Annotated in this window: 20 protein-coding genes; 6 read left to right on the forward strand and 14 right to left on the reverse strand. The window is 74.3% G+C overall.

Features of this window, described 5'->3' with window-relative positions:
* Positions 1–2 precede the first annotated feature (2 nt).
* Genes ACZ52R_RS00655 through ACZ52R_RS00665 form a run of 3 tightly spaced genes read right to left on the reverse strand, consistent with a single transcriptional unit; the run spans position 3 to position 4481 of the window.
* Positions 3–980: an RNA polymerase sigma-70 factor gene (locus ACZ52R_RS00655; RefSeq protein ID WP_465664012.1), complete on the reverse strand. Its 978-nt coding sequence runs from the start codon at positions 978–980 to the stop codon at positions 3–5.
* 58 nt (positions 981–1038) lie between these two features.
* Positions 1039–1233 carry a hypothetical protein gene (locus ACZ52R_RS00660; RefSeq protein WP_465625309.1) on the reverse strand — a complete coding sequence of 65 codons (195 nt, stop codon included), beginning with the start codon at positions 1231–1233 and terminating at the stop codon, positions 1039–1041.
* Positions 1230–4481 (reverse strand): DEAD/DEAH box helicase, encoded by a 3252-nt coding sequence (locus ACZ52R_RS00665; protein WP_465752344.1) that lies wholly within the window; start codon positions 4479–4481, stop codon positions 1230–1232. The genes ACZ52R_RS00660 and ACZ52R_RS00665 overlap by 4 nt, the downstream gene beginning before the upstream one ends.
* A 183-nt stretch (positions 4482–4664) precedes the next feature.
* Between ACZ52R_RS00665 and ACZ52R_RS00670 the strand changes: the two genes are divergently transcribed.
* The gene (locus tag ACZ52R_RS00670) at positions 4665–5279 is read left to right on the forward strand and encodes a YceI family protein (protein WP_465664015.1); all 615 of its coding nucleotides are present in this window, start codon (positions 4665–4667) and stop codon (positions 5277–5279) included.
* 94 nt (positions 5280–5373) lie between these two features.
* Here ACZ52R_RS00670 and ACZ52R_RS00675 read toward each other — a convergent pair whose 3' ends face one another.
* On the reverse strand, positions 5374–6357 hold the full coding sequence (locus ACZ52R_RS00675) for a LysR family transcriptional regulator (protein ID WP_465664016.1): 984 nt from the start codon (positions 6355–6357) through the stop codon (positions 5374–5376).
* Between the two features lie 114 nt (positions 6358–6471).
* Between ACZ52R_RS00675 and ACZ52R_RS00680 the strand changes: the two genes are divergently transcribed.
* A complete protein-coding gene (locus ACZ52R_RS00680) occupies positions 6472–7827 on the forward strand; it encodes an MFS transporter (RefSeq protein ID WP_465664017.1) in 1356 nt (451 codons plus the stop codon).
* A gap of 9 nt (positions 7828–7836) precedes the next feature.
* The gene (locus tag ACZ52R_RS00685; protein WP_465752346.1) at positions 7837–8316 is read left to right on the forward strand and encodes a macro domain-containing protein; all 480 of its coding nucleotides are present in this window, start codon (positions 7837–7839) and stop codon (positions 8314–8316) included.
* Between the two features lie 87 nt (positions 8317–8403).
* Here the strand turns inward: ACZ52R_RS00685 and ACZ52R_RS00690 are convergent, their stop codons facing one another.
* Positions 8404–8943 (reverse strand): GNAT family N-acetyltransferase, encoded by a 540-nt coding sequence (locus tag ACZ52R_RS00690; RefSeq protein ID WP_465752348.1) that lies wholly within the window; start codon positions 8941–8943, stop codon positions 8404–8406.
* 182 nt (positions 8944–9125) lie between these two features.
* Between ACZ52R_RS00690 and ACZ52R_RS00695 the strand changes: the two genes are divergently transcribed.
* Positions 9126–9926: a TetR/AcrR family transcriptional regulator gene (locus tag ACZ52R_RS00695; protein ID WP_360495953.1), complete on the forward strand. Its 801-nt coding sequence runs from the start codon at positions 9126–9128 to the stop codon at positions 9924–9926.
* A gap of 105 nt (positions 9927–10031) precedes the next feature.
* Here the strand turns inward: ACZ52R_RS00695 and ACZ52R_RS00700 are convergent, their stop codons facing one another.
* Complete coding sequence (locus ACZ52R_RS00700; RefSeq protein ID WP_465752350.1) at positions 10032–11312, reverse strand: GNAT family N-acetyltransferase; 1281 nt, start codon at positions 11310–11312, stop codon at positions 10032–10034.
* A 73-nt stretch (positions 11313–11385) separates the two neighbouring features.
* Complete coding sequence (locus tag ACZ52R_RS00705) at positions 11386–11907, reverse strand: GNAT family N-acetyltransferase (protein ID WP_360495959.1); 522 nt, start codon at positions 11905–11907, stop codon at positions 11386–11388.
* Positions 11908–12043: 136 nt separating this feature from the next.
* On the opposite strand from ACZ52R_RS00705, the gene ACZ52R_RS00710 reads away from it, so the two are divergent.
* Complete coding sequence (locus tag ACZ52R_RS00710; RefSeq protein ID WP_360495962.1) at positions 12044–12367, forward strand: hypothetical protein; 324 nt, start codon at positions 12044–12046, stop codon at positions 12365–12367.
* 109 nt (positions 12368–12476) lie between these two features.
* On the opposite strand, the gene ACZ52R_RS00715 is transcribed toward ACZ52R_RS00710, so the two are convergent.
* The 6 genes from ACZ52R_RS00715 to ACZ52R_RS00740 all read right to left on the reverse strand — a co-directional run bounded on the left by ACZ52R_RS00715 (position 12477) and on the right by ACZ52R_RS00740 (position 22461).
* A complete protein-coding gene (locus ACZ52R_RS00715; protein ID WP_465625292.1) occupies positions 12477–13832 on the reverse strand; it encodes a C40 family peptidase in 1356 nt (451 codons plus the stop codon).
* 241 nt (positions 13833–14073) lie between these two features.
* Entirely contained in the window at positions 14074–15147 is a 1074-nt protein-coding gene (locus ACZ52R_RS00720; RefSeq protein WP_465752352.1) for a hypothetical protein, read from the reverse strand.
* 88 nt (positions 15148–15235) lie between these two features.
* Positions 15236–17077 carry a threonine/serine exporter family protein gene (locus ACZ52R_RS00725; protein WP_465752354.1) on the reverse strand — a complete coding sequence of 614 codons (1842 nt, stop codon included), beginning with the start codon at positions 17075–17077 and terminating at the stop codon, positions 15236–15238.
* Between the two features lie 182 nt (positions 17078–17259).
* The gene (locus ACZ52R_RS00730) at positions 17260–17913 is read right to left on the reverse strand and encodes a DedA family protein (protein WP_465752356.1); all 654 of its coding nucleotides are present in this window, start codon (positions 17911–17913) and stop codon (positions 17260–17262) included.
* Positions 17914–18036: 123 nt separating this feature from the next.
* Positions 18037–20439 (reverse strand): coiled-coil domain-containing protein, encoded by a 2403-nt coding sequence (locus ACZ52R_RS00735; protein WP_465752358.1) that lies wholly within the window; start codon positions 20437–20439, stop codon positions 18037–18039.
* Positions 20440–20556: 117 nt separating this feature from the next.
* Positions 20557–22461, reverse strand: coding sequence for an ATP-binding protein (locus tag ACZ52R_RS00740; RefSeq protein WP_465752360.1), 1905 nt, complete (start codon positions 22459–22461; stop codon positions 20557–20559).
* Between the two features lie 268 nt (positions 22462–22729).
* Between ACZ52R_RS00740 and ACZ52R_RS00745 the strand changes: the two genes are divergently transcribed.
* Complete coding sequence (locus ACZ52R_RS00745) at positions 22730–23053, forward strand: hypothetical protein (RefSeq protein ID WP_465625280.1); 324 nt, start codon at positions 22730–22732, stop codon at positions 23051–23053.
* A 136-nt stretch (positions 23054–23189) separates the two neighbouring features.
* On the opposite strand, the gene ACZ52R_RS00750 is transcribed toward ACZ52R_RS00745, so the two are convergent.
* The gene (locus ACZ52R_RS00750) at positions 23190–24356 is read right to left on the reverse strand and encodes a TetR/AcrR family transcriptional regulator (protein ID WP_465622595.1); all 1167 of its coding nucleotides are present in this window, start codon (positions 24354–24356) and stop codon (positions 23190–23192) included.
* Positions 24357–24380: the final 24 nt, after the last annotated feature.

A 24380-nucleotide genomic window follows, 5' to 3' on the forward strand; every position in this document is an offset into this window, starting at 1 on the left:
GGTCAAGCCCGCTCGAGGCCGCCGGGGTCGGAGGCGGGGGCGCCACCGGGGTCGGAGGCGGAGGCGGCACCGGCGTCGGGGGCGGGGGCGAGGTCAAGGTCGGCGAGGTGGGTGAGCTTCTGCGGGTTGCGGACGGCGCGGATCGCGGAGATCAGGAGCGTGCCGTCCGGTCCCTCGACGAAGTCGAGCACGGAGACGGAGTCGACCGCGCCGTCCACGGTGATCAGCAGGCCGGGTTCGCCGTTGACCAGGACCGGGCGGGCGACAGCGCCCTCGCCCAGCTGCCGGAGCACGCCGAGGGTGAAGCGGGCCACGTTCTCGGCGCCGGTGACCGGCCGCAGCGCGGCGCGGATCACGCCGCCGCCGTCGCTCCAGGTGGTGACGTCGGGGGCGAGCAGTTCGAGCATCCGGTTGAGGTCGCCGCCGACGCAGGCCGCCAGGAACTCGTCGGTGGCGCGGCGGCGCAGCTCGGGCGGGGCGTCGTAGCGGGGCCGGCGGGCGCGGACGTGTGCCCGGGCCCGGCTGCCGACCTGGCGGCAGGCCGTCTCGGTGCGGTCCAGGGCTTCGGCGATCTCCAGGTAGGAGAAGCCGAAGGCCTCCTTGAGGACGAACACCGCCCGTTCCAGCGGGGACAGGCTCTCCAGCATCACCAGCAGGGCGAGCGAGACGGTCTCGGCGCGCTCGACGCCGTCGGTCGCGTCCGGCTCGGTGACCAGCGGCTCGGGCAGCCACGGGCCGACGTAGGACTCGCGGCGGACGGCGGCCGAGTCCAGCCGGTTGAGGGCGAGGTTGGTGACCGTACGGGCCAGGAAGCCGCCGGGGCTGGCGACCGGCCCGGTGACCCCGCTCCAGCGCAGCCAGGTGTCCTGGACCAGGTCCTCGGCGTCGGCGACGCTGCCGAGCATCCGGTAGGCGATGCCGAAGACCATCCGCCGGTGCTGCTCGAAATCGGCGAGACGGGTGTCGGAGGTGTCGGTCACCTTCGGGACGCTACCGCACAGTAGGCGCCGGGGTTCGGCGCCTGGTGCAACGCCCGGTTCAGCTGCGGAAAGTGTCGTAGGCGGGGGCGAGCAGGACGGCGAGGTCGCGGCCGTGCGCGGTGATGCCGGAGCGGCCGAGGCGGTGCGGCGAGGGTTCGTCCGGCTCTTCCTCCGGCGCCTCGGGGCGCAGGGTGAAGTCGCCGCGCCAGTAGGCGGCGACGTTGACCATCGTGGGCTTCGGCTCTTCGCTCATACGTCCTCCTCGGCCACGGCGTCCTCCCGGGTGAGGGCGACCAGTTCGCGCAGTGCGTCGACGGGCAGGTCGGTGAGCCACTGTTCCCCCTCCCCCACCACCGTCTCGGCCAACGACCTTTTGGCGGCGAGGAGTTCGTCGATCCGCTCCTCGACGGTGCCGACGCAGACCAGGCGGCGGACCTGGACGTCCCGGCGCTGGCCGATCCGGAAGGCGCGGTCGGTGGCCTGCTCCTCGACCGCCGGGTTCCACCAACGGTCCAGGTGGATCACCTGGTTGGCGGCGGTCAGGTTGAGGCCGGTGCCTCCGGCCCGCAGCGACAGCAGGAACACCCGTGGCCCGTCCGGGGACTGGAAGCGCTCGACCAGTTCCTCGCGGCGCGCCCGGGACAGGCCGCCGTGCAGGTAGAGCACCTCCTCGCCGAGCCGCCGCTCCAGGTACGGGCGGAGCATCGTGCCGAACTCGGCGTACTGGGTGAAGACCAGCGTCCGGTCGCCCTCCGCCAGCGCCTCCTCCAGCAGCTCGGCCAGCCGGGCGACCTTGCCCGAGCGCTCACCCAACGCCGAGCCGTCGTGCAGCAGTTGGGCCGGGTGGTTGCAGGCCTGCTTGAGCTTGCCGATCGCGGCCAGCACCGTGCCGCGCCGCTCCACGCCCCGGATCCCCTCGACCCGGCGCAGCAGGTCGGCGACCACGGCCTGGTAGAGGCCCGCCTGCTCGGCGGTCAGGTTGCACCAGACGGTCATCTCCTGCTTCGCGGGCAGGTCGGCCGCCACCGCCGGGTCGGACTTGAGCCGGCGCAGCACGAACGGGGCGGTGCGGCGCCGGAGTTCGGCGGTGCGTTCGGGGCTGCGGTGCAGTTCGACCGGGATCGCGTAGCGCTCCTTGAAGCGCTCGGCCGAGCCGAGCAGGCCGGGGTTGGCGAAGTCCAGGACGGCGTGCAGTTCGGAGAGCCGGTTCTCCACCGGGGTGCCGGTGAGTGCGACCCGGTGTCGGGTGACGGGCAGCGCGCGGATCGCCCGGGACTGCGCGGTGCCGGTGTTCTTGATGTGCTGGGCCTCGTCGGCGACCACCCGGCGCCAGCGGATCACCCGCAGGGCGGCGAGGTCGCGCTGGACCAGCCCGTAGGTGGTGATGACGAGGTCCGTTTCCCGTACGGCTTCGGCGAGTTGCTCCTCGCCCAGGCGGCCGGAGCCGTGGTGGACGTACCGTCGCAGGGCGGGGGCGAAGCGTTCGGCCTCGCGCTGCCAGTTGCCGACCAGGGACATCGGGCAGACCACCAGGGTCGGGCCGGTGGCTCCGAGAGCTCTTTCGGTGGCCAGCAGGGCGAGGGTCTGGACGGTCTTGCCGAGGCCCATGTCGTCGGCCACCACGGCGCCGAGGCCGAGCCCGGACATCGTCCGCAGCCAGGCCAGTCCGCGTTCCTGGTACGGGCGCAGCACGGCCCGGAAGTCCGGCGGCAGCTCCGGGGCGGGAGCGGCGTCGGTGCGCCCGGAGAGCAGATCGCCGAGCGGGCCGTCCGCGTGGACGGACGTCACCGGCAGTCCGGCGACCGAGGCCTGCGGGTCGAGGGCGAGCCGCAGCAGGTCCGCGGGGGCCAGCACGCCGTCGCGCCGGTCGGCGAGGAAGGCGAGCGCGGCGGCGATCTGCGCCGGGTCGGCCTCCAGCCAGGTGCCGCGCACCCGCACCAGGCCCTGCTTGGCGGCGGCCAGTTCGGCCAGCTCCTGTTCGGTGAGCGGGGCGCCGTCCGGGCCGAGCGCGGCCTGCCAGCGGAAGGCGACCACGGCGTCCCGGTCCACCTGGCTCGCGACCGCGAGCGAGCCGGGCGCGGGCGGGGTGGTGGCGCGCAGGGCGAGCCCGAGGCGGGGGCGGCGGCGCCACCAGGCGGGCAGCAGCACACCGAAGCCGCCCTCGGCGAGCGCGGGCGCGGCGGTGCGCAGGAAGTCCAGCGCGCCCGCCCGGTCCAGCGGCAGGGCGGACGGGCGGGAGCGGTGGCGCAGCCCGTCCAGGATGGGCCAGCGATGGGCGGCGCGGGCGAGTTCGGCGACCAGAACGTCGACCGGGTCGGCGGCCTGGCCGGCGGCCTTGCGGGCGAGGGCGGCGTGCGCGGCGCCGCCCTCGTGCAGGTCGGCGGCGCGGATCAGCAGGGACGGCTCGTCCACGGCCTGGAGCAGGAACTCCAGTTGCCAGGCGTCGTCGGAGGGGCGGCCATCGGGGTCGTCGGGGTCGGGGCCGAGCGGCTCGACCAGGCGGAAGCAGAGCCGCAGCGCGGGGTCGGTGGGCTCGGCGACGGCGCACCAGGCGGCGACCCGGCGGCGCAGCTCGGCGAAGTCCTCGGGCGGGACGTCGCCGAGGAGGCCGTCGGGGGTGGTGAGGGCGTGCAGCCAGCGCTCGGCGACGGCCTCCCCGGGTGCGGACGCGGGCGCGACCCCGAGGGCGGACACGGGTGCGACCCCGGGTGCGGAACCGGATACGGCCCCGGGTGCGGCCCCGGCCTTGACCGGAAAGGCGGGCGGGGCGGTGGCCAGGGCGGCGCGGGCCTCGGCGTCCACCAGCGCGCCCAGCACGGCGCCCAGCAGCGCCTCCCCGGTACCGGCGCCGTGCGGCCGCTCCCCCAGCAGGACGGGCGGGCAGCCGGCGGCCAGTGCGGCGGCCTCGCGGCGCCCGGCCGGGGTGGGGTCCGGTCGCCAGCGGGCCTGCGGGCGGCCGTCGGCGAGGACGGGCTGTGGCAGCACCCGGCCCCGGCCGACCGTCCGCCAGGCGAGGTCGTGCACCCCCGTGAGCCAGCGCAGCGAGGGGCCGTGGACGACCTCGACGCGCCCGGCGCCGGGCAGGTCGGTGTCGGTGACGGCCCAGTGCGGGTCGAAGACCTCGCCGAGCAGCTGGGCGGCGGCCCCGGCGTCGAAGAGCAGCGCCGGTACCCGCCAGGGGGTGAGCACGGCGCCGCCGCGCGGCGGGGTGACCGGCAGGTCGGGCGAGGGCGCGGGGACGGCGCCGATGGTGGGCAGCAGCAGGGTGGCCCAGCGTTCGGGGGCCTGCCCGGCGAGCCAGCCGAGGCCCGGGCCGATGCCGCCGAGCACGATGGCCAGCTCACCGGCCGGGCAGGCGTAGGGGTGGGCCCGGGGGGCGGCCCGGTCGGGCGGGGCGGGCCGGTCCGTCGGCGGTTCGGCGGTGCCGGGGTGGGCGCGGGCGTCCTCGGCCCAGAGCGCCAGCTGCCCGTCCGTCCGCCAGAGCGCGTGCAGGACGAACATCGGGGGCCTTCCGGGCGGGTGGGAACCGGTCCTTCGCAGCCTAGTCGGGAGGGCTGACAGGCGGGTCCGCTGAGCCGTTCGGGGGATCCTCGAAGCTTGTGGTTGAAATTTGAACGAAAGAGTCCTACGCTGGAGCCAACAAGTTGAAGCCTAAACAAATGGCTTCGGACCCGAGGAGGAGCCATGGGCCTTTTCAACCGCACCAAGACCACCGACGTCCCCGCCACCACCGCCGTCCAGACGCCGGCCGGCCCCGACCTCGCCCACCTCACCGGCGACTGGGCGATCGACACCACGCACAGCGAGATCGGCTTCTCGGTGCGCCACGCCATGGTGACCAACATCAAGGGCCGCTTCACCGAGTACGACGGCAAGCTGCACCTGGACGGCAGCGCCCCGGGCAACTCCTCGGCCGAGCTGGTGATCAAGGTCGCGAGCGTCGACACCAACCAGGCCCAGCGCGACGAGCACCTGCGCACCGGTGACTTCTTCGCCACGGAGACCCACCCGGAGATCCGCTTCCGCAGCGCCTCCGCCGAGCCGCTCGGCGACGACGCCTACCGGATGACCGGCGAGCTCACCATCAAGGGCACCACCCGCCCGGTCGTCCTGGACCTCGAGTACACCGGCAGCGCCACCGACGCGTACGGCGCCCAGCGGGTCGGCTTCGAGGGCAAGGCCGTCGTCGACCGCACCGACTTCGGGCTGACCTACAACGCGGCGCTGGAGACCGGCGGCGTACTGATCGGCGAGAAGGTCAAGCTCAGCTTCGACATCTCCGCCGTCAAGGCCTCCTGACCCGGACACCCCGCGAGGCGGGCCCGAACCCGCCCCCCGTACGCCGCCCCTGCCCATCCCCCCTGGGCAGGGGCGGTTTCGTCGCAACGCTCCGTTACCCGGCGACCGGGAGCAGCGCCGCGTCCGCCTCCGGCAGCCAGCTGCCCGGCGGGCGGCGCAGCCAGCCCTCGGCCGCGCCCAGTCCGGCCGCCGCGTCGGCCAGCGCGCGCAGCCCCGGATGGCGCTCGCCGGGCCGGTGCACCAGGCTGACCAGGCTCAGCGGCACCGGGTCCACCAGCGGCACGTTCACCGTGCCGGGGATCCTCGGCCCGCCGACCGTGGTCAGCATCGGATCGCCGTGCCGGGCGAGGTAGCGGGCGGTCTCGTCCACGCCCACCGGGGGGACGTACGGGTCGGCCGCCGTCAGGCCGTGCTCGCGCAGCAGCCGGGCGCCGAGATCGGCCCACTCGGTGGTGGCCGGGTTGCCCGCGCAGATGTCGACGGGGTGACCGGCCAGCTCGGCCGGGCGTAGTGCCGGGCGGCCGGCCAGCGGGTGGGTGTCCGCCATCATCACCGAGATCCGCTCCAACCGCACCGGCAACTGGACGAGTTGGGCGCGCACCGGGGCGGGCAGCCCGGCGAAGCGGCCGAACGAGGCGTCCAGCCGGTGGGCCAGCAGTTCGGCGGCGGCCGCGGCGAGGCCGCCGTGGAAGCGGGCCAGCAGCTCACCCTCGGGCCAGGCGGCGCGGGCCCGTCCGAGCACCCGGTCGGCGGTGAGGTCCGGGCCGGTGACGTCGCTGTTGAGGTCGAGCAGCAGCGGCCGGGCGGCGGCTCCGGTCCCGGCCTCGGTGAGGATCTCGTCGTGCAGGGCGAGGAGTCGGCGGACCCGGGGCAGCAGCCGCTGTCCGGCCGGAGTGAGGTCGACGCTGCGGGTGGTGCGGGTGAACAGCGTGGTGCCGAGCAGCCCCTCCAGGGTCCGGATGTCCCGGCTGAGTGCCTGCTGGGCGATGTGCAGCCGCTCGGCGGTCCGGCCGAAGTGCAGGGTCTCGGCGGTCGCGACGAAGCCGCGGAGCAGGCGGGGGTGCAGGTCACGGGGCATGGGCGGCAGATTAACAACAGCGCGTTGTCAGTGCGGCGGAACAGGTGTTGGACGGCGGCCCGCCACCACGGCGAGGCTGTCGGACGTCCCCCCTTCTTCTTCCCAGGAGCCCGCTTGCCCTCGCGCGCCCTCATCGCTTCCCACTCCTACTCCTACCGGCGGCTGTTCGCGGCCCCCGGCGCCCTCGCCTTCACCCTGGCTGGGCTGCTCGGCCGGCTCGCGCTGTCGATGACCGGCGTCTCGCTGGTGGTGCTGCTCTCCGAGCGGCGCGGCTCGTACGGGCTGGCCGGGACGGTCTCGGCGGCCGGGCTGGTCACCGGCGCGATCGGGATGCCACTGATCGGCCGCCTGGTGGACCGGTACGGGCAGACGCGGGTGACGGTACCGGCCGCGCTGTACAACGCCGTCCCGCTCACCGCCCTGCTGCTCTGCGTCCGGTTCGACGCACCGGACTGGACGCTGTACCTGAGCAACGCGGCCTGCGCCGCCGCACCCAACCTCGGCGGCATGGCCCGCTCCCGCTGGGCGCACCTGTACCGGGACGACCCGGCCGCCCGGCACCTGGCCAACTCCTTCGAGCAGGCGCTGGACGAACTCTGCTTCATGGCCGGGCCGGTGCTCGCGATGCTGCTCTGCACCACGCTCGCCCCGGAGGCCGGGCTGCTCACCGCCGGCACGCTCGGCACCACCGGCGCCCTGCTGTTCGCCGCCCAGCGGCGCACCGAACCGCCGCTTCCCGCCCCCTCGACGAAGGCGCGGACGTCGGCCGGGCAGCGGCACGGTTCCCCGCTGGGGGTGCCCGGGCTGCGGGTGCTGGTGCTGACCTTCCTGGCGACCGGCATGGTCTTCGGCGCGACCGAGATCACCACCGTGGCGTACGCCGACGCGCACGGGCACAAGGCGGCGGCCGGCGTGCTGCTGGCCCTTTTCGCGGCCGGATCCTGCGTGGCGGGGCTGCTGTTCGGACTGCTGACACCACGTCGGGCGCCGGGCACGCGCTTCCTGATCGGGGCGTCGGCGATGGCCGGGGTGCTGCTGCTGCCGCTCGCCGCCGGGCTGGGCGGAGCCGGCCTCGGGGTGCTCGGGCTGGGGCTGTTCGCCGCCGGCACGGCCACCGCGCCGACCATGGTGACCGGGATGACGCTGGTCCAGGAACTGCTGCCGCAGCGCCAGTTCAACGAGGGCATGGCGATGGCGGTGTCCGGCATCGTGGTCGGCATCTCGGCCGGTGCGGCGCTTGCCGGGACGCTCGCCGAACAGGCCGCCCCCGGCACCGGCTACGCGCTTCCGGCCACGGCCGCCGCGCTCGCGCTGCTGATCGCGCTGGCCGGACGGCGGCACCTGACGGTGCGCAAGGCCACGGCAGCCGGGCGGGCACAGCAGGAACAGCAGGAACAGCAGGCGCTGGGGGCACAGCAGGCACAGCGGGCGCCGGAAAATTCCGAGCGCGTTGTCAGTGCCTCGGTCTAACTTCGAGGCATGGCGGAAATCACCTACGTCCGAGGCGATGCCACCACGCCGCTCGGCAAGGGCGTGAAGGTGATCGCGCACACCTGCAACGACCTCGGCGGCTGGGGCAAGGGCTTCGTGCTCGCGCTCTCCAGACGCTGGCCCGAGCCCGAGTCCGCGTACAGACGCTGGCACCGGGAGCGGGCGAAGAACGACTTCGGCCTCGGCGCCCTGCAGTTGGTGCAGGTGGAGCCGTACGTCTGGGTGGCCAACCTGGTCGGCCAGCGCGGCATCCGGACCGGGCGCTCCACCGGGGTGCCGGTGCGGTACGAGGCCATCGACACCGGCCTGGCCGCGCTGGGCGACCGCGCGCTCGAACTCGGCGCCTCCGTCCACATGCCGCGGCTCGGCTGCGGACTGGCGGGCGGGCGCTGGGCGAAGGTCGAGCCGCTGGTCACCGCCCGACTGACGGCGCGTGGTGTGCCGGTGACCGTCTACGACGTCGACTGACCGACCCCGGCTCCGGCTCTGAGCCACATCCGGCTCGGGCCACATCCGGCTCGGGCCACGTCCGGCTCGGGGCCACTCCCGACCGGTCTAGGACTCCGACCGGCCCGGCCAGGCGTACACGTACTCGGGCAGCAGGAACCCGCCCGGAAAAACGCCCTCCTGTGCCCGGACCCGCACGGCGCCCTCGCGCTCGTAGAAGGCGACCGCGCGGGTGTTGTCGCGCAGCACCTCCAGGAAGAGCTCGGCCCCGGGGTGCCGCTCGGCGACGAAGACATGCGCTGCGGCCAGCAGCGCGTGGCCGATGCCGCCGCTGGTCAGGCCGGGGCGCACGTGCAGGTTGTCGATCAGCACCCGGCCGTCCGGCTGCGGGACGAGGTAGACGAAGCCGGCCGCCTCCCCGTCCCGTTCGGCGACCAGCAGCTCGGGCGTGTTCTCCGGCTCGCCGTAGTCCGCGTCCAGGCGCAGCTGCCACAGTTCGCGCCGCTGGGCGATCATCCCGTCGCCGAGCGCCTCCTCCGGGACGATGCCCCGGTAGGTGGTGCGCCAACTGCGGGCGTGCAGCTCGGCGATGGACTCGGCGTCCTGCGCGCCACCCCGCCGGATAACGGTCTGCCCTGAACTGATCATGTGACCAGCCTCCCACAGAGATGAGTTGAACATGTTCAACCGAAGCGTCTACAGTTCTGCCAAGCTTTTGAACGTGTTCGAATCACGGGGGGTGGCGGGCGTGGCACCGGGTGCGGAGGGGGCATCCGGTGCCACGAACACCGACACCGGCTGGAGCCTCGTCTCCGGCTAGGCTCGTGCCCGTGGACGACCTGGCAGCGACGAACCGAACGGACGGCGAGAACGGTGCGACCGAGGCTTCGGCCGCACCCGGCGCGGAGGGCGGGCCCATGCCCGGCGGCCGGGCGCAGCCGAAGACCGACAAGAGTGAGGCGACCCGGGCGCTGATCCTGGAGACGGCCATGCGGCTGTTCCAGGAACGGGGCTACGAGAAGACCACCATGCGCGCGATCGCCACCGAGGCGGGCGTCTCGGTGGGCAACGCCTACTACTACTTCTCGGCGAAGGAATTCCTGATCCAGGGGTTCTACGACCGGATGACCTACGACCACGCGGCCGACGCCAAACGCCGCATGGCCCACACCCGGGACTTCTCCGAGCGGCTGCAGATCGCGCTGGACTCCTGGCTCGACACGGCCGCGCCGTACCACGAGTTCTCCGCGCAGTTCTTCCGCACCGCCGCCGATCCGACCAGCTCGTTGAGCCCGTTCTCCAACGAGTCCCACCCGGCGCGGGCGACGGCCGTCGAACTGTTCCGCGAGGTCCTGCAGGGCTCGGAACTGGCGCCCAAGCTGGACGCCGAACTGGTCGAGCTGCTGCCCGACGTGCTGTGGCTGCACCTGATGATCGTGGTGCTCTACTGGGTCTTCGACCGCACCCCGGACACCGAGCGGACCAGGGAGTTCGTGCGGCGCTCGACGCCGCTGGCGGCCCGGGTGATCAACCTGTCGCGCTACCGGGTCTTCCGGCCGATCGTCCGCGACGCCAAGGGTCTGATCCAGGACTTCATCCTGCCGACCATCGGCAAGACGGCGGTCAAGTAGCGCCCGAGGGAAGCGACTCGGACGCGCCGGAGGCCGGCCCCGCAGTGGGGCCGGCCTCCGGCGCGTCCGGGCGGAGCCAGGCAGAGCCAGGCAGGTTCGCGTGGCTCAGAAGATGTCCGGGTTCCAGGCCTGCAGCGGGGCGCGCAGCAGCAGGTCCGCGGCGGCCGCCGCACCCGGGCGCAGCTCGGTGACCAGTGCGGCCGCAGCCAGCCTCGGGGCGGTCTCCGTGCCGAGGTAGAGCGAGCCCAACTCCGAGGCTCCGAGGGCGAGGTCGGCGTCTTCCCCGGTGCGGGTGCAGCGGCCGGTGCCGTCCGCGGCGACCTCGAGCGCCCAACGGCCGGACGCGAAGCCGAGCTTGTCATCGACCTCCAGCACCACCCGGCCGGGGGCGCCGTACGTCCGGGCGCCGAACGCGGCCTCGACGTCCAGCACCCGCAGCCAGGTGAAGTCGGAGCTCTCCTCGTGCGGGGTGACCGCGCGCCGGTCCCGGAGCAGCAGCGGCAGCGGCTCGTCCGGGGAGGCGTTGGGCATCGCGATCCTGGCCACCCAGTCGACGGACAGCAGGAAGCGCCAGAGCTCGATCGTGGTGGGCAGGTCGAGAGCGGTGAACTCCTCGACGGTGAGTGTGGAGTCGGGGTAGTCACCGTCCCACTTGCCGTCGATCCGGTAGGCCACCAGGCCGGTGACCGTGCCGTCGGCGTCCCGGTGGACGGCCGCGAACGGCTCCTTGAAGTCGAAGCCCGGCACCTGGACCTCACCGGTGGCGCGCTGCCACCACAGCTTGTCGCGGTCGATCGCGCCCGGTTGGGTGCGCCGCCAGCGCTCGTGCAGGCCGGGCCCGAGCTCGCGCACCTCCGTCATCGTCACGAGGTCGATCCGGCCGCCGGGCACGCCCGGCAGCCCCTCGCGCAGGCCCCGGGCGCGGCGCAGGTCGACGCGCAGGCCTGCGCACCGGGTGGCCGGGCCGAAGCCGAACCGGCCGTAGATGCCGTACTCGGCGGCGATCAGGATGGCGACGGCCGTGCCGCGTTCGGCGGCGGCCGCGAGGTCCCGGCGGATCATCGTGCTGAGCAGGCCCCGGCGCCGGTGGGTGGCGCTGACCGTGACGTGGCTGATGGCGTCGGCCGTGATCACGGCCCCGCCTGGGACGGTCAACTCGGCGTCGTAGCTGCGGAAGGTGGCGATCTGGCGGTCGCCGTCGAAGCCGGCCAGCATCCGGCCCGGCTCCCACTGCCGGCGGCGCACCTCCGCCGCGCTGGCCACGTGCGGACGCAGGAAGCCACAGGTCAGCGCGCGGTCCCAGGCCGCCACCTCGTCCTCGGCAACCGCCCGTACCCGAAGCCCGTTCACGGTGTCGACGGCCGTGTGATCGATGCTGTTGCCCATGGGGCCACCGTACGGCGGCCCTCCGGCAGCGGCACCTGATTAATCCGTACCCGACGCTGATCCGTACCCGACGTCAGTCCGTGCCCGCCCCGAGGTGCTTCCCCGGGACCACCACCCAGTGGTTGGTCCGCAGGACGCGGCCCGCGAAGCCCAGGTCCCGCTCGCCGAGCAGCCGGAAGCCGAGCGCCCGGCAGATCCCGTTGGACGGGCCGTTGCCCGTCCCCGGGTTGGCGTGCACCTCGCCCCAGCGGCCGTCCTCGGCGGCGGCGTCCAGCACCCGGCGGACGGCCGCCTTGGCCAGCCCGCGGCCCTGGTACTCGGGCAGCACCATCCAGCCGATCTCGGAGACCGTCCGGCCGTCCTCCTCGCCCGACCAGAGGTTGACCGTGCCCGCGACCTCGCCGTCCTCGGTGCCGTCCGGGACGATCATCCTGGCCCAGTAGCGGTCCGCCGCCGCCTCGACCACGTCCTTGCGCAGCCGCTCCTCCACCCGCTCCCGGGGCAGCGGCCCGCCCAACTCGGCCATCATCACCGGGTCGCAGCGCATCCGGACGTACGCCTCGACATCCCCTGCCCGAACATCGCGCAACAGCATGACGCCTCCTCAGTACGGTCGGCTCACCACGGTCGAGCGTCCACGCTAACGCCGACCACCGACACTGGTGTGGGGGCGCCCTTCCTGCCACCATCCTCGTGCCGGTTCAGGTACGGACGATCTCCCGGGGGGAGCCATGGAGGACGAACAACTCCGCGCGTCGAAGGAGCACGGGGCCCGGAGCACCACGGCGATGGTGCTGGGCATGCTGACGGTCCTCGGCTGGGCCTGGGCGGCCTGGCTGATCCTCGCCCGGGTCGGCGGGGACTGCGGCTCGCCGGCCTTCTACGAGCCGCCCGGCTTCCACCTGCGGGAGGTCTGCGACTCCCAGGTCATCGGCCGGATCGGCGAGGCGGTCGCGGTCGCCATCCTGACGCTCCCGCTCTGCACCGCCTGGATCTGGACCTGCGTGGGACTGCGCGCCCGCCGGAAGGAACCGGACGCCCTGCTCGACCGGTAGCCTGCGGGCGGCCGGGGCTCACGGCCGGCCCTCACGACCCGAGTTCACGGCCGGCCCTCACGACCCGAGTTCGCGACCGGCCCTCACGACCCGAGCACCCGGCCGGGCCTCACGGCCGGGCGTAGAAGTCCGGGGTGCCCATGATCCAGAGGCTGGCCTGCTTGATCGGCATGCCTGCGCGCGGGGCCTCGATCATCTGGTCGTCGCCGATGTAGAGCCCGACGTGGTAGATGTCGGCGGCGCGTCCGGTGTCCGTCCAGAACACCAGGTCCCCGGGGCGCAGCTGGCGGTAGCCGATCCGGGTGCTCTGGGCGTACTGGTCGGCGGCGAAGTGGTTGAGCGGCCGGCCGCCCTCGCGCCAGGCCATCATGGTCAGCCCCGAGCAGTCGTAGCCGGCCGGGCCCTCGCCGCCCCAGATGTAGGGCAGGCCGATCTTGGACTTGGCGAAGGCGACCGCGGCGGCCGCGCCCTCGGCGGACCACGGGCGCGCGGCGGGCGGTACGGCGGCGGCCTGGGCGGAGGCCGCCGCGGCTTCGGCGGCCTCGGCCTCCCGGGCGGCCTGCTCGGCGGCGGCGCGGGCGGCGGCCTCGGCCTCGCGGGCGGCGATCGCCTCCAGGGCCTCGCGGCGCTTGCGCTCCAGCTCGACGGTGGTGTTCCGGGCGGCGGCCAGTTCGGTGAGCAGTTGCTCGCGGTGCCGGGTGGCGGCGGCCACCTCGCCCTGCTGGGCGGCCAGCCGCTGCTCGGCCCGTGCCCTGGCCGCACCGACTTCGGCGGCGGCCTTCTCGGCGGTCCCGGTGGCGGTGCGGGCGGCCGCGGAGGCGGTGCGGGCGGCGGCGGCGGTGGAGGTGGCGGCGTCCAGGATCTGCCGGGTGCGCTCGCTGACCTGGCGGACCGCGGCGGCGCGGTCGCCCGCCTCGCGCGGGCCGTGGGCGCCGAGCAGCGCGTTGAGTGCGGACAGTTCGGCGCCCGCGCCCTGGCGGTACGTTTCGGCGGCGAGCCGGGCCGCGTCCTCGGCGGCGGCCGACCGTTCGGCCTCGGCGGTGGTGGCGCGCCGCACGGCGGCGCCCTCCTCGGCGCGGGCCCGGGTGAGGGCGAGCTGGGCGCCGTTGTAGGCCTCGACGGCCTGTTCGGCGCCGCGTCCGGCCCGGTCCAGCTCGGTCCGGGCGGCGGTGAGCGCGGCTTCCAGGGCGGCAGTCGAGGAGGCCTTCCGCTCGGCCTCGGCCCGGGCGCGGTCGATGTCCTCGGTGCTCGGGTACGGCTCCTCGCCGCGGGTCCGGCCGAGCGCCGGTTCACCGACAGCCGGTCCGCGGCCGGCCGGTTCGCGGCCGGCTTGTTCGGTCGTCGCCGGTTCGCCGCCCAGCGGTTCGCCGGTCGACGGGGCGGCCTGGGCGGCTTGGGCGGCGGGGAGCAGCCCGAGCAGGGCGGTGAGCGACAACAGGAGGGTCGGCAGGAGCCTGCGCGCCACGCGACATCCCTTCTCACGGGTCCGGAGGGGACGGCGGCGGACGGCGCGCGGCGCACGGGCAGGCGGTGGCCGGGCGGCAGGAAGTCCGGACGAATCATCCCATCACATGACAGAACGGTCACATGACGCTCATATTCTCAATTCCGGCGGCCTTCAGACCCGGAAAGCGCTCCGCCGGTCGAGTGATCATCAGATGATCCGACCAGGATTCAGCTCCGGCCGGATGCAGGCGGTATGCGAACTACCGGTGGATCCGGCGGGTGTGCGTCCGCAGCCGGGGGTGTCGCTCGGGCCGGCGCTCCAGCCCGGTCGGGCCGACGGCATAGGTCCGGCTGCGCCCGGCCCGGACCGTACGGCGGCGCTGCCGCGCCCGGTGGGAGCGGCCCGGGCCGGCCGCGTACGCCGGGCCGTCCGCGGTCGTGGACTTGGCCGTCGCCCCGGCGGCGGCCGCCGAGCGGCGGTCGGCCAGCCGGGCCTGACGGCGGGCCAGCGCCCGGGCGGCGTGCGCGTCGAGGTGGGCGCTGGCCCGGGCGGCCATCCGCTCGGCGACCCGGTGGGCGGCGGGATGGTTGGCGGGCACCTTGTCGGGGGCGCCGGCGATCAGGTCGAAGAGCCAGGTGCGGGCCCGGTCGGCGCGCCGGTGCAGCAGGCGCTCGCGCCGCAGCGCACGCGCCCGGCGCCGGGGGCGCGCGGAGTAGCGCCAGCGGGCCCAGGGGCTGCTCGGGCGGGCCAGCCGGATCGCGCCGATCCAGGACAGGCCGGGAACCATGATCCCGAGCAGCCCGGTCCACACCTTGCCCTTGAGCAGGGTGATCACCGAGGCCAGCGCGTTCACCGAGATCACCGTGATCAGGCCCCACCTGGTCTCCTCGCCGGGCAGCGCGCCGAACGGCACGTACCCGATCAGCAGCAGGGCGGTGAACAGGATCCCGAAGATCACCGCATCCACCGACTTGCGGCCCTGCTCGCCCCAGTACACGTCGTCCAGGTGCAGGATCAGCGCGAACTCGTCCAGCACCAGGCCGCAGCCGATACCGAAGGCCAGCCCGAACCAGTCCATCCACGGCTGGCCGCCGTAGGTGGCGAACACCCCGATGCCGCCGAGCAGCAGGAAGCCCAGGCCGAACACCATGTGGTGGATGTGCAGGCCGCCGGGGGTCACGTTGCCGGGCCACCAGCGCACCTGGGCGCGGATCATCCGGACGCTGAACCGGATGAAGACGAAGGACGTGATGAAGCCGACCAGCAGCAGGAACAGCGGTTGCTTCTGCGCGTTGACGATGTGCTCGCGGTAGCTGTCCAGCAGTGTGGTCATGCGTCTTACCTTCGTTCCTGGTCCTGCGTGCAGCCTGCCGTGACATGACCCGGGGCCCAATACGGGTCCAACACGGGTCAACGCGCGGTCAGAACCCTCGGGTGCGCTTGGCCGCCCGGCGCGGCACCGCCGGGTAGAGCGACGGGAGCTCGGCACCGACCGGCAGCTTCAGGAACAGCCGGGCTATCTCCCCACCGAGGTTCACCCCGACCGCCAGCGCCATCGCGATCGCCGCCGCCCGGAAGACCGACACCAGGCCGGCGCTGGAATGCCCCTGGGCGAAGGCGAGCATCCCGAGGTAGAGCGCCGAACCCGGCATCAGCGGGCCGATCGCGGCGGTCACGTACGGCAGCGCCGAACCGTTGCGGAAGCGCGCCATCAGCTGGCCGAAGAGGCCGACCAGGCCGGCCGCCACCCCGGTCGCCGCGATCGGGTTGACGCCCGCGTTGTAGACCAGCGCTCCGTAGCTGGCCCAGCCGATGCCGCTGTTCGCCGTGACCAGGGCGAGCGTGCGGCGGTCGGTCTGCAGCAGCGTCGCGAAGGCCAGGGTCAGCAGCATTGCGGCGACCAGCTGGACCGGCGGGGTACTGGTCCCCGCCAGGCTCTCGTCCGGCCGCAGCTTCGCCTCGGCGCCGACGCCCAGGTAGAGGATCACCATGACGCCTATCACGATGCCCGCGACCAGGTAGATCACTTCCAGCAGGCGGGCCGCGGCGGTGATGTAGAAGCCGGTCAGGCCGTCCTGGACGGCGGCCACCAGGGCACGCCCGGGCAGCAGGGCGAACAGGCCGCCGGTGATCACGACCGAGCCGCGCAGGCCCAAGTCGTTGAAGGACAGGATGATCCCGGAGGCGGCGGCCGGCATCGCGGCCGCCACGAACTGGTAGAACTCCGGCAGCCGGCGCCGGGCCAGCCCGGAGGCCAGCCGGTCGCCGAGGACGGCCGCGATGAAGGCGCTGGCGAAGACCAGCCAGGCCTTGTCGTCGATCTGCCCGCCGACCAGGAAGGTCGCCGCGCCGGCCAGCAGACCGGTGGTCAGGGCGAGCAGCCAGGCCGGGTACGGGTGCCGGTTGCGGCGGATCAGGGCGAGCCGGCGGTAGGCGTCGTTGACCGACACCTTCTCCGCGGTGATGTCCGCGACCAGCTCGTACACCGCGTTCAGCCGGGTGTAGTCGGAGGTGCGGCGGCGCACCACGCGGTCGGCGGTGACCGGCGGCTCGACCAGCGAGGGCTGGTGCGAGATGCCGATCAGGGTGAAGGTCACCTGCGGCTCGCAGCGGTCCAGCCGGTAGGCGTGCGCGATGCCGAGCATCGCCGCCTCGACGTCCTCGGCGGCCTCGCCGCTGGCCAGCAGCAGCTCGCCGATGCGCAGGGTCAGGTCGAGGATGCGGGGGACGTTGCGGGCGGCACCGGCGGAGGGGTGCATCTCGCGGGCGGTCCGCTCGAACGCGGGGCGCTCGAACATCGGGGTGCGCAGCAGAGTGCGCATCCGGTCCGGCCACGGCGCCTCGCCGGGGGCGCCGGGGGTCAGGTCCGCGACCGGGATGCCGGCGGGCGGGGTGTAGCCGGCCGCCCGCCACTCCTCGGGGGTGAGGGTGTCCTCGGCGACCGAACGGCGACGGGCCGGGCGGACGCTCCCGGTGCCCGCGTCCCGGGGGCCCACGTCCTGAGGGCCCGCGTCCTGAGGGCCCGCGTCCTGAGGACGCGCGTCGACGGTGAGCTCGGGGTGCGGCTCGGTCCGGGGCTCGGGGAGCGGCTCGGGCTCGGGGAGCGGCTCGGGCTCGGGCGTCAGCAGGCCCTTGGTCTCCGGGACGGGCAGGACGAACGGGACGACGATGGTGGGATCGACGGGCGGGGCGGGGTGCCCGAGCAGGCCCTCGGTGGGCGGGGCCTCGGAGGGGTGCACCGGCTTCGGGGGTGTCTGCCGCACCCGGCGGACTGCCCGGCCTCCCCTCGCCCGCTTGCCCGCACCCGGTCGGCCCCGCTTAGGCACTTCCGCTCCTTGCCGCCCCTGGTGGCCGCCGGCCACCGCTCGATCTCGGGTTACACCATGCCTGATCGAACAGCCTGACGCACATGTACGCGACGTCCCACGGCCTGGGCGGCGGGCGCCTACCCGGCGCGGTTGCGGGTGGCGGGAACCTCGCCGGACCGGCGGGCCCGCAGCAGTTCGACCACCACCGGGATCACCGAGACCAGCACGATGGCGACCAGGATCGCCTCGATGTTGTCCCGGACGAACGGGATCTGCCCCAGGAAGTAGCCGAGCACGGTGACCCCGCCGCCCCACAGCACGCCGCCGACCAGGTTGAACACCACGAAGGTGCGGTAGTTCATCCTGCTCACGCCGGCGACGATCGGCGTGAAGGTCCGCACGATCGGCACGAAGCGGGCCAGCACGATCGCCTTGGGCCCGTGCCGGTCGAAGAAGGCGGCGGCCTTCTCGACGTTCTCCTGCCGGAAGATCCGGGAGTCGGGGCGGCGGAACAGGCTCGGCCCGACCTTGCGGCCGAAGAGGTAGCCGACCTGGTCCCCCGCCACCGCCGCGGCCACGATCAGCGCGCAGACCACCCAGAGCGGCTGGTGCAGGTAGGTGCCGCCGGCCACCAGCAGGCCGGTGGTGAACAGCAGCGAGTCGCCGGGCAGGAAGAAGCCGATCAACAGGCCGGACTCGGCGAAGACGATGGCCAGGATGCCGAGCGGACCGAAGGTGGAGATCAGGGTGGTCGGGTCGAGCCAGGACGGGCCGAGGGCGAGGCTGGTCACGGTGCGGGCACTCCCGGAGGTCGAGTCTTGGTCATGAAAAAGTAAAGCATTGACAAAGACTCGACCGGGAGTGGAAAGGTTCCCCCGGCCCGCGTCGGGCCGGGGGCGGTCGTACCGGAGCGGTCAGAGGCCGTAGCGCTCCACGATCTCCTCGTGTCGGGCGAGGTCCGCGCCGGCGGCCTCGGCCAGGGCCGGCCAGGCGAGCGGGTGCGGCCAGCCGCCGGTCAGCCGGTGCAGCAGCGCGTCCGCCTCGGCGGCCGAGGCGACCGGCGGCACCCCGAGGGCCGCGTAGATGCCGGGCAGCGTCTCGTCCTCGTCGGCCGGGTCGGTGATCCGGTACTGCTCCCCGCTGTACGCCCAGACCGCGTAGCCGGCCTCCTGCAGCCGCTCGCGCAGGGTGCCCCACGGTTCGTCGCCGGGCCAGCCGCCGTCGATCCAGTAGGTGGTGTACCCCGCCGGGTCGAGCAGGGTGAGCATTTCGAACACCGGTCGCCAGCGCCGCCGCTCCTCCTCGGGGGCGTCCTCGGCCGGCGGGCCCTCCAGTAGCGCCGGGGAGAAGACCACCACGTCGCCGTGGTTGAGCGTCAGGTCGTCGCCGAGCACCGGCAGGACACGGGCGGTGGCCGGTCCGGTCCGGATGGCGGGCAGGTCGGCCGTCGCGCCGTTGGTGCGGGTGGCCCGGATGGTGACCAGCTGCCACTCCTCGTCCACCGGGCCCTCGGGCTCGTCGAACTCGATGCCGAGCAGCGCGCCGGTGGAGCGGACCACCGCCCAGTCCCGGTTGGCGCTGGCCGCGGTGATCAGGTGCCAGAGGTCGGGTTCCCGGACCGTCCGATGGTCCTCCTCGTCCGAGGCCGTCGCGGCCGGGGTCGCGGCCTCCAGGCCCTCCGCGTCCGGAGTGGGCTCGGCGGGCAGCGCGCGCTCCAGCAGCTCCTGGTAGAGCCGCTGCGCGGTGGCGTGGTCGCCCAGCTCGGTGGCGGCGCGGGCGGCGAGGCGGCGGGTGTTGAGCACCTCGTCGTCGAGCGCGAGGATCGCCTCGCACTGTTCCAGCACCTCGCTCCAGCGGCTCTCGGCGGCGGCCCAGCGGGCGCGTATCCAGTGCCCGTCGGCCGGGGCCGTGAGAGACAGCCGGTCGGCGAGGCGGCGCACGCCCTCGGCGTCCCGGGCGTCGATCAGCAGCTCGCCGAGCGTGCCGGTCAGCTCGCCGGCCCCCGGGTCGGCCTCCAGCCGCTGCCACAGCAGGTCGGCCGCGGCCCGGGCGTGGCCGAGCCCGCCCAGCACGGTGGCCAGGAGCACCGTCAGCCCGGTGGCGCCGGCCGGCTCACCCCGATACCGGTCCAGGGCGACGGAGAGCAGGTCGGCGCCGACCTCGAAGGGCACCTCGGCCTCGGCCAGGTACGCCGTCAGTTCGCCTGGCGGGACGGGCAGCGCGGGCTCCGGCAGCGCCTCGGCGGCCGCGCGCAGGGCGGCGATCTCCTCGGCCACACCGTCGGTGCGGCGCAGCCGGGTGAGCTTGCGCGCCCCGGTCGCGGCGAGGGTCAGCGCCACCGTGCGGGCGCCGCGGGCGAGGGCGAGCCGGCCCGCCGCCAGCAGCAGGTCCACGCACGGGCGGTGCGCGCCGGCGCCGTCCAGGTAGCCGACCCAGCCGGCCAGCACGGCGCCCAGGTCGGCGTCGTTCTCCCATGCGCCGGCCGCGACCAGCAGCTCGACCGTCTGTGTCCAGGCGGGCCGCAGGTCGGCGTGGAGCTCGGCCTCGGCCCGGTCGGGGAGCAGGGCGAGCGCCTCCTCCGTCCGGCCGAGCGCGGCGAGCGCGCGGGCCCGCAGCAGGGCACCCCAGCGCTGGTCGCGCTCGTCGAGCCGGTGCCCCTGCGCCTGCTCGGCCCGCTCGGCGGTGTCCAGCAGCTCCAGCACCTCCTCGTACCGGCCCAGCAGGTGCAGGGTGCCGGCCCGGGCCTGGTGGAAGCGGAGCGAGATCCGCTGACCGGCCGCGCGCATCCGGTTGGCGGCGGTGTCCAGGTGGTCGAGCGCCTCGGCCGCCCGGCCGTCGTCCTCCAGGGCGTCGGAGTACTCGCGGGAGAGGCAGTCGTAGCAGGCGCGGCCGGGCTCGATCCGGTCGAGCGTCTCGCCGACCACCTCGAGCCGCTCCGTCACGTACCCGGGCCCGTCGACCCGGGCGTGGCAGATCGCGAAGTCCTGCACCACGCAGACGGACTGCGGGCAGCCGACGGTCTCCTCCCGGTGGGCGAACTCCAGCAGGTCGATCGCCTCGGGCATGACCGCCTCGCCCTGCTGGCGCTTGTTCAGCAGATTCTGCATCCGCCAGTGCCGCAGGTAGACCTCGGCCCAGGGCAGGTCGAGCGACCGCGCGGCGGCGAGGGCCTCCGGGTAGAGCGCGTCCAGCTGGTCGTTGCGGCCCTCGGTGGCGTGCTCGGGCAGGTCGACGATGGCCTCGGCCAGCCGGTGGTGACCGGCCTCGACCAACTGCCGGTGGGCGTCGCGCACCCAGGACCAGATGTCGGTGGTCATGCTTCTTCCCTCTGCGTCGTGCTGATGAGTTGTCTACCGCGGACCACTGACAATCCGTCCGTCACGCTTCGCCGGTCTTGCTTCGCCGGTCAGGCTTCGTCCGTCAGGCTTCGCCGGTCACGCTTCGTCCGACAGGGCGCCGGGGCTGTCCGGGACGTCCGGCAGCCCGGCCGGGACGGCGGCGGTCAGGGCGGACACCGCGGTGCCGACGCCGGTCAGCGCGGCGGTGAGGTCGCCCTCGGCGGGACCGGAGGAGGCCGCGGCCATGATCACCTTGAGCGAGCGGAGCAGCCCGGCGGCGGTGGCGCTGCCGGTGTGTCCGGTGCGGTAGGCGGTGAGCAGGTCCTGGACGGCCGGGCACGCCAGGTTGAGGTAGAGCCGGGCCCTGACCTCGCCGTCGGTGCGGGCGGTGAAGGCGCGGGCCAGCCGCAGCGCGGCGGACGGGATCCGGGCGTCCGCCTGGTCGTCCTCGATCCGGGCCTTCAGCTCGGCCTCGCGGTCCGGGACCAGCACCAGCGGCAGGCCGGGCGGGTCGAAGCGGGCCGGGACGAGCTGCTCGCCCTGGTCGGCGAGGGCGCCGGCCAGCCAGGCCGCCTCCCCCTCCGGCAGCGGCCGCTCCGGGTCGCGGAACAGCTCGCGGTTGCCCTGCTCGCTGCCCAGCTCGACCAGCCGGCAGCCGCGCAGCTGCGCGTAGCGGCGCAGGAAGGGCAGCACGGCGTAGCGGTCGCCGCGCGCGATCGGCACCCGCATGGCCCGGTACAGCATCTCCTCGAAGCCGCCGCCGCTGCCGAGCGCGACGTGCACCGCTCCCCCTCCGGCGGCGCGCAGCGCTCCGGCGGTGAGGTCGCCCTGCGAGGTGGGCACCGGGACGTCGTCGGCGAGCAGGGTGAACAGCCGCTCGTCGCAGAGCGCGGCGCCGAGCAGGTCCTGGCCGTGCCGGGTGAGGATGCGGCGCCAGGCGGCGGGTCGCAGCCGGGCCGTCTCGTACAGGCCGTCCACGATGGCGTCGGTGAGGGCCTTCTGGAGCGCGCGGTAGTGCTCGTCGCGTTGGAGGTCCTCGCGGCTGGCGGTGGGGGTGAGCCGGCTGGACTCGACCACCCCGCCGATGAACCCGGCCCAGCTGGGCAGCAGGTCGCGGGCGTCCTCGGCGAGCAGCATGCCGCGCAGGTAGACGGCGAGGTCGCGGTTGTCGCTGCTGCCGTAGGTACCGCCGTCCTGGACCCAGAGCAGGCCGATCGCGTCGGTGCCGCCGTCGACCGGCTGGACCGGGAAGGCGGTGAGCGGCTCGAAGCGGCGGCCGAAGGCGGTGGCGAAGCGCATCCGGGCGGCGTGCCGGTCGCCCTCCACCCGTTGGCGCCAGGGCACCTCGACGGAGTTGACGGGCTGCTCGTCGTCGCCGACGTAGACCGGGATCGGGAGCAGCACGCAGTACCGGGCGAGGACTTCGCGCACCGTGGGCTCGTCGGCGAGGTGGGCGTGCTCGGCCTTGAGCGCCAGCTCGACCACGGTGCCCGGGCGGGGCCGGGCGGGCACCGGCTCGACCCGGTACTGCTCGCCGCCGCGGCTGCGGTAGCGGTGGCCGAGCCGCGGCTCGCGGTGCGAGGTGGTGGTGACGGTGACCTCGTCGGCGATGGAAAAGGCGGACAGGAAGCCCAGCCCGAAGGCGCCGATCAGCTCCTGGTTGCCGGTCAGTTCGCGCAGCATGCGGGTGTAGCCGGTGCCGACGGTGGCGAGGTAGGAGTGGATCTCGGGCTCGGTGAGTCCGGCCCCGGTGTCCTCGATGGAGACGGTGCGCCGGGCGGCGTCGGCGCGCACCCGGATCAGCGGGCGGTGGTCGCCCTCCGGGTCCTCCAGGAGCCGGCGGGTGTGCGAGTCGTGCGCGTTCTGGACGAGTTCGCGCAGGGCGACCAGCGGGGTGGAGTAGAGGTGGGTGGCGAGGACGTTCACCAGGCCGCCGAGATCGACCTCGGTCGTCCGCAGTTCCTCGACGGGGGTGGGCTCGAGCGGGGCACCTTCAGACATGGGTCCCCAGTGTGCCAGTGCGACAATCTGCCCACCATTTCTTTCTTCTTGACCGACTTCCGGGCTGACGGACGGCCGGCCTTCCGGACTGACGAACTGCGGTCAACCCCAATTGACCAGGCCTCCACCATCGGAGGAATTGCCACCCATTCGATGGAGTTCGTCCACATCGCTGGTGAATGCTGAGCGGGCGACGTCAGGCAACGGCGCCTCGGAGCGGCCACTCCGGAGCGCGCCACAATTCGCACTTCCAGTCAGGGAGACCAGCGTGTCCCGTATTCGCGCAGCCGCCGCCGTCACCGCCCTCGGGGCGTTCCTCCTCGTCGGCGTCGGTGCCGCCACCGCGCACGCCGACAACAGCGCCGGCGCGATCGACCACTCCAACGGCAGCGTCGTGAACAACGTCGGCTCCAACAACATCATCGGCAACGTCCACGGCAACGTGGTCAACACCCAGCAGACGGCCACCGGTTCGGGCGCGAGCAACCAGAACAACGGCCTCGCCGTGACCGGCAACGGCGGGAACATCGGCGCCCTGCAGGGCAACGGCAATGTCGACGCCCGGGTGTACTACCCGAACGTCCTCAACTAGGCCGCGCCCACCGGGCCGGGTGCCCGCCCCGCGCTGGACGAATTCCAGGGGGCGGGCGCCCGGCCCGTGTCGCGTCTCAGGGCAGTCGAGGTCTCAGGGCAGTCGAGGTCTCAGGGCAGTCAAGGTTTCCGGGCAGTCACGACGGTGAAGGCGGCCAGGGCAGGCCAAGCACGGCCCGGCCGAGGCGCAGCAGGCAGTCCCCGAGATCCGGCCGGGTGCTGTGCGGGCGGTTCCGCACCCCGTCGTTGACCAGCGCGAACAGCGCGTGCACCCGGATCCGGGCGGCCGCCGCGTCGTACTCCGGACGCACCTGCCGCAGCAGGCCGACCCAGGTGCGCAGGAAGTCCCGCCGGAAGTCCACCGCGGCCCGCCGGTCGGGCGGGGCCAGCCGCTCCGTCTCGCTGAGCATCGCGCCCAGGTAGTCGCCGTTGCGCAGCGCGAAGCCCACGTACGCGTCCAGCCCGGCGGCCAGCGCCGCCCCGGGCCCGTCGGCGGCCGCGATCGCGCCGCCCACCTCGTGCCAGAGCCGCTCCCGGCTGCGCACCAGCGAGGCGGCGAGCAGGTGGGCCTTGCTGTCGAAGTGCCGGTACACGCTGGGGCCGGAGATGCCGACGGCGGCGCCGAGCTGGTCGGTGCTGACGTTGTCGAAGCCCCGCTGGTGGAACAGCCGGACGGCCGCCGCGAGCAGTTCCTCCCGGCGGGCCTGCGGCCCGGGTTCGGGCGCCGGTCCGGCCGCGGGCTCGACGGTCGTGCCGTCCAGCGAGACCGCGAGGACGGCCGCGACCAGCTCGCGCAGCAGCGCCTCGGCACGGCGGGGCTGCGGCACGGCCGACTGGTAGGAGAGCCCGGCGCAGGCCGAGAGCGCCGACCAGCAGAGCAACTCGGCGTCATCCGACGCCAGTTCGGGACGCTCCGCACGCAGTACGACGGTCATCGGCGCGACGTCCGCGCGCAGCTCACGGCGCAGCGCGGCCCGCCGGTCCGGCGGCAGCAGCCGGGCGTCGCGCTGCACCAGGGTGCCGAGCGGGCGGTGGCCGACCGCGACGGCGGCCAGCGCGGCGCCGAGCTCCTCGGTGGTACGGGCCGCGCGCAGCCCTTCGGCGAGCTCGTCCAGCCCCAACCGGACGGCGCGGTCGAGCAGTTCGGGCTTGCCCCGGAAGTGCCGGTAGAGCGCGGGCGCGGTGATGCCGACCCCGGCGGCGACCTCGGTCATCGAGACCTGGTGGTAGCCGCTGCGGTGGAAGCGGTCGGCAGCCACGGCGAGGATCTGGGCACGCCGCCCGCGCGGCCGTCGGACCACCATGGCACGCCTCCCTCCCGTCCGGCC

Source organism: Kitasatospora sp. NPDC034023 (assembly GCF_055575795.1).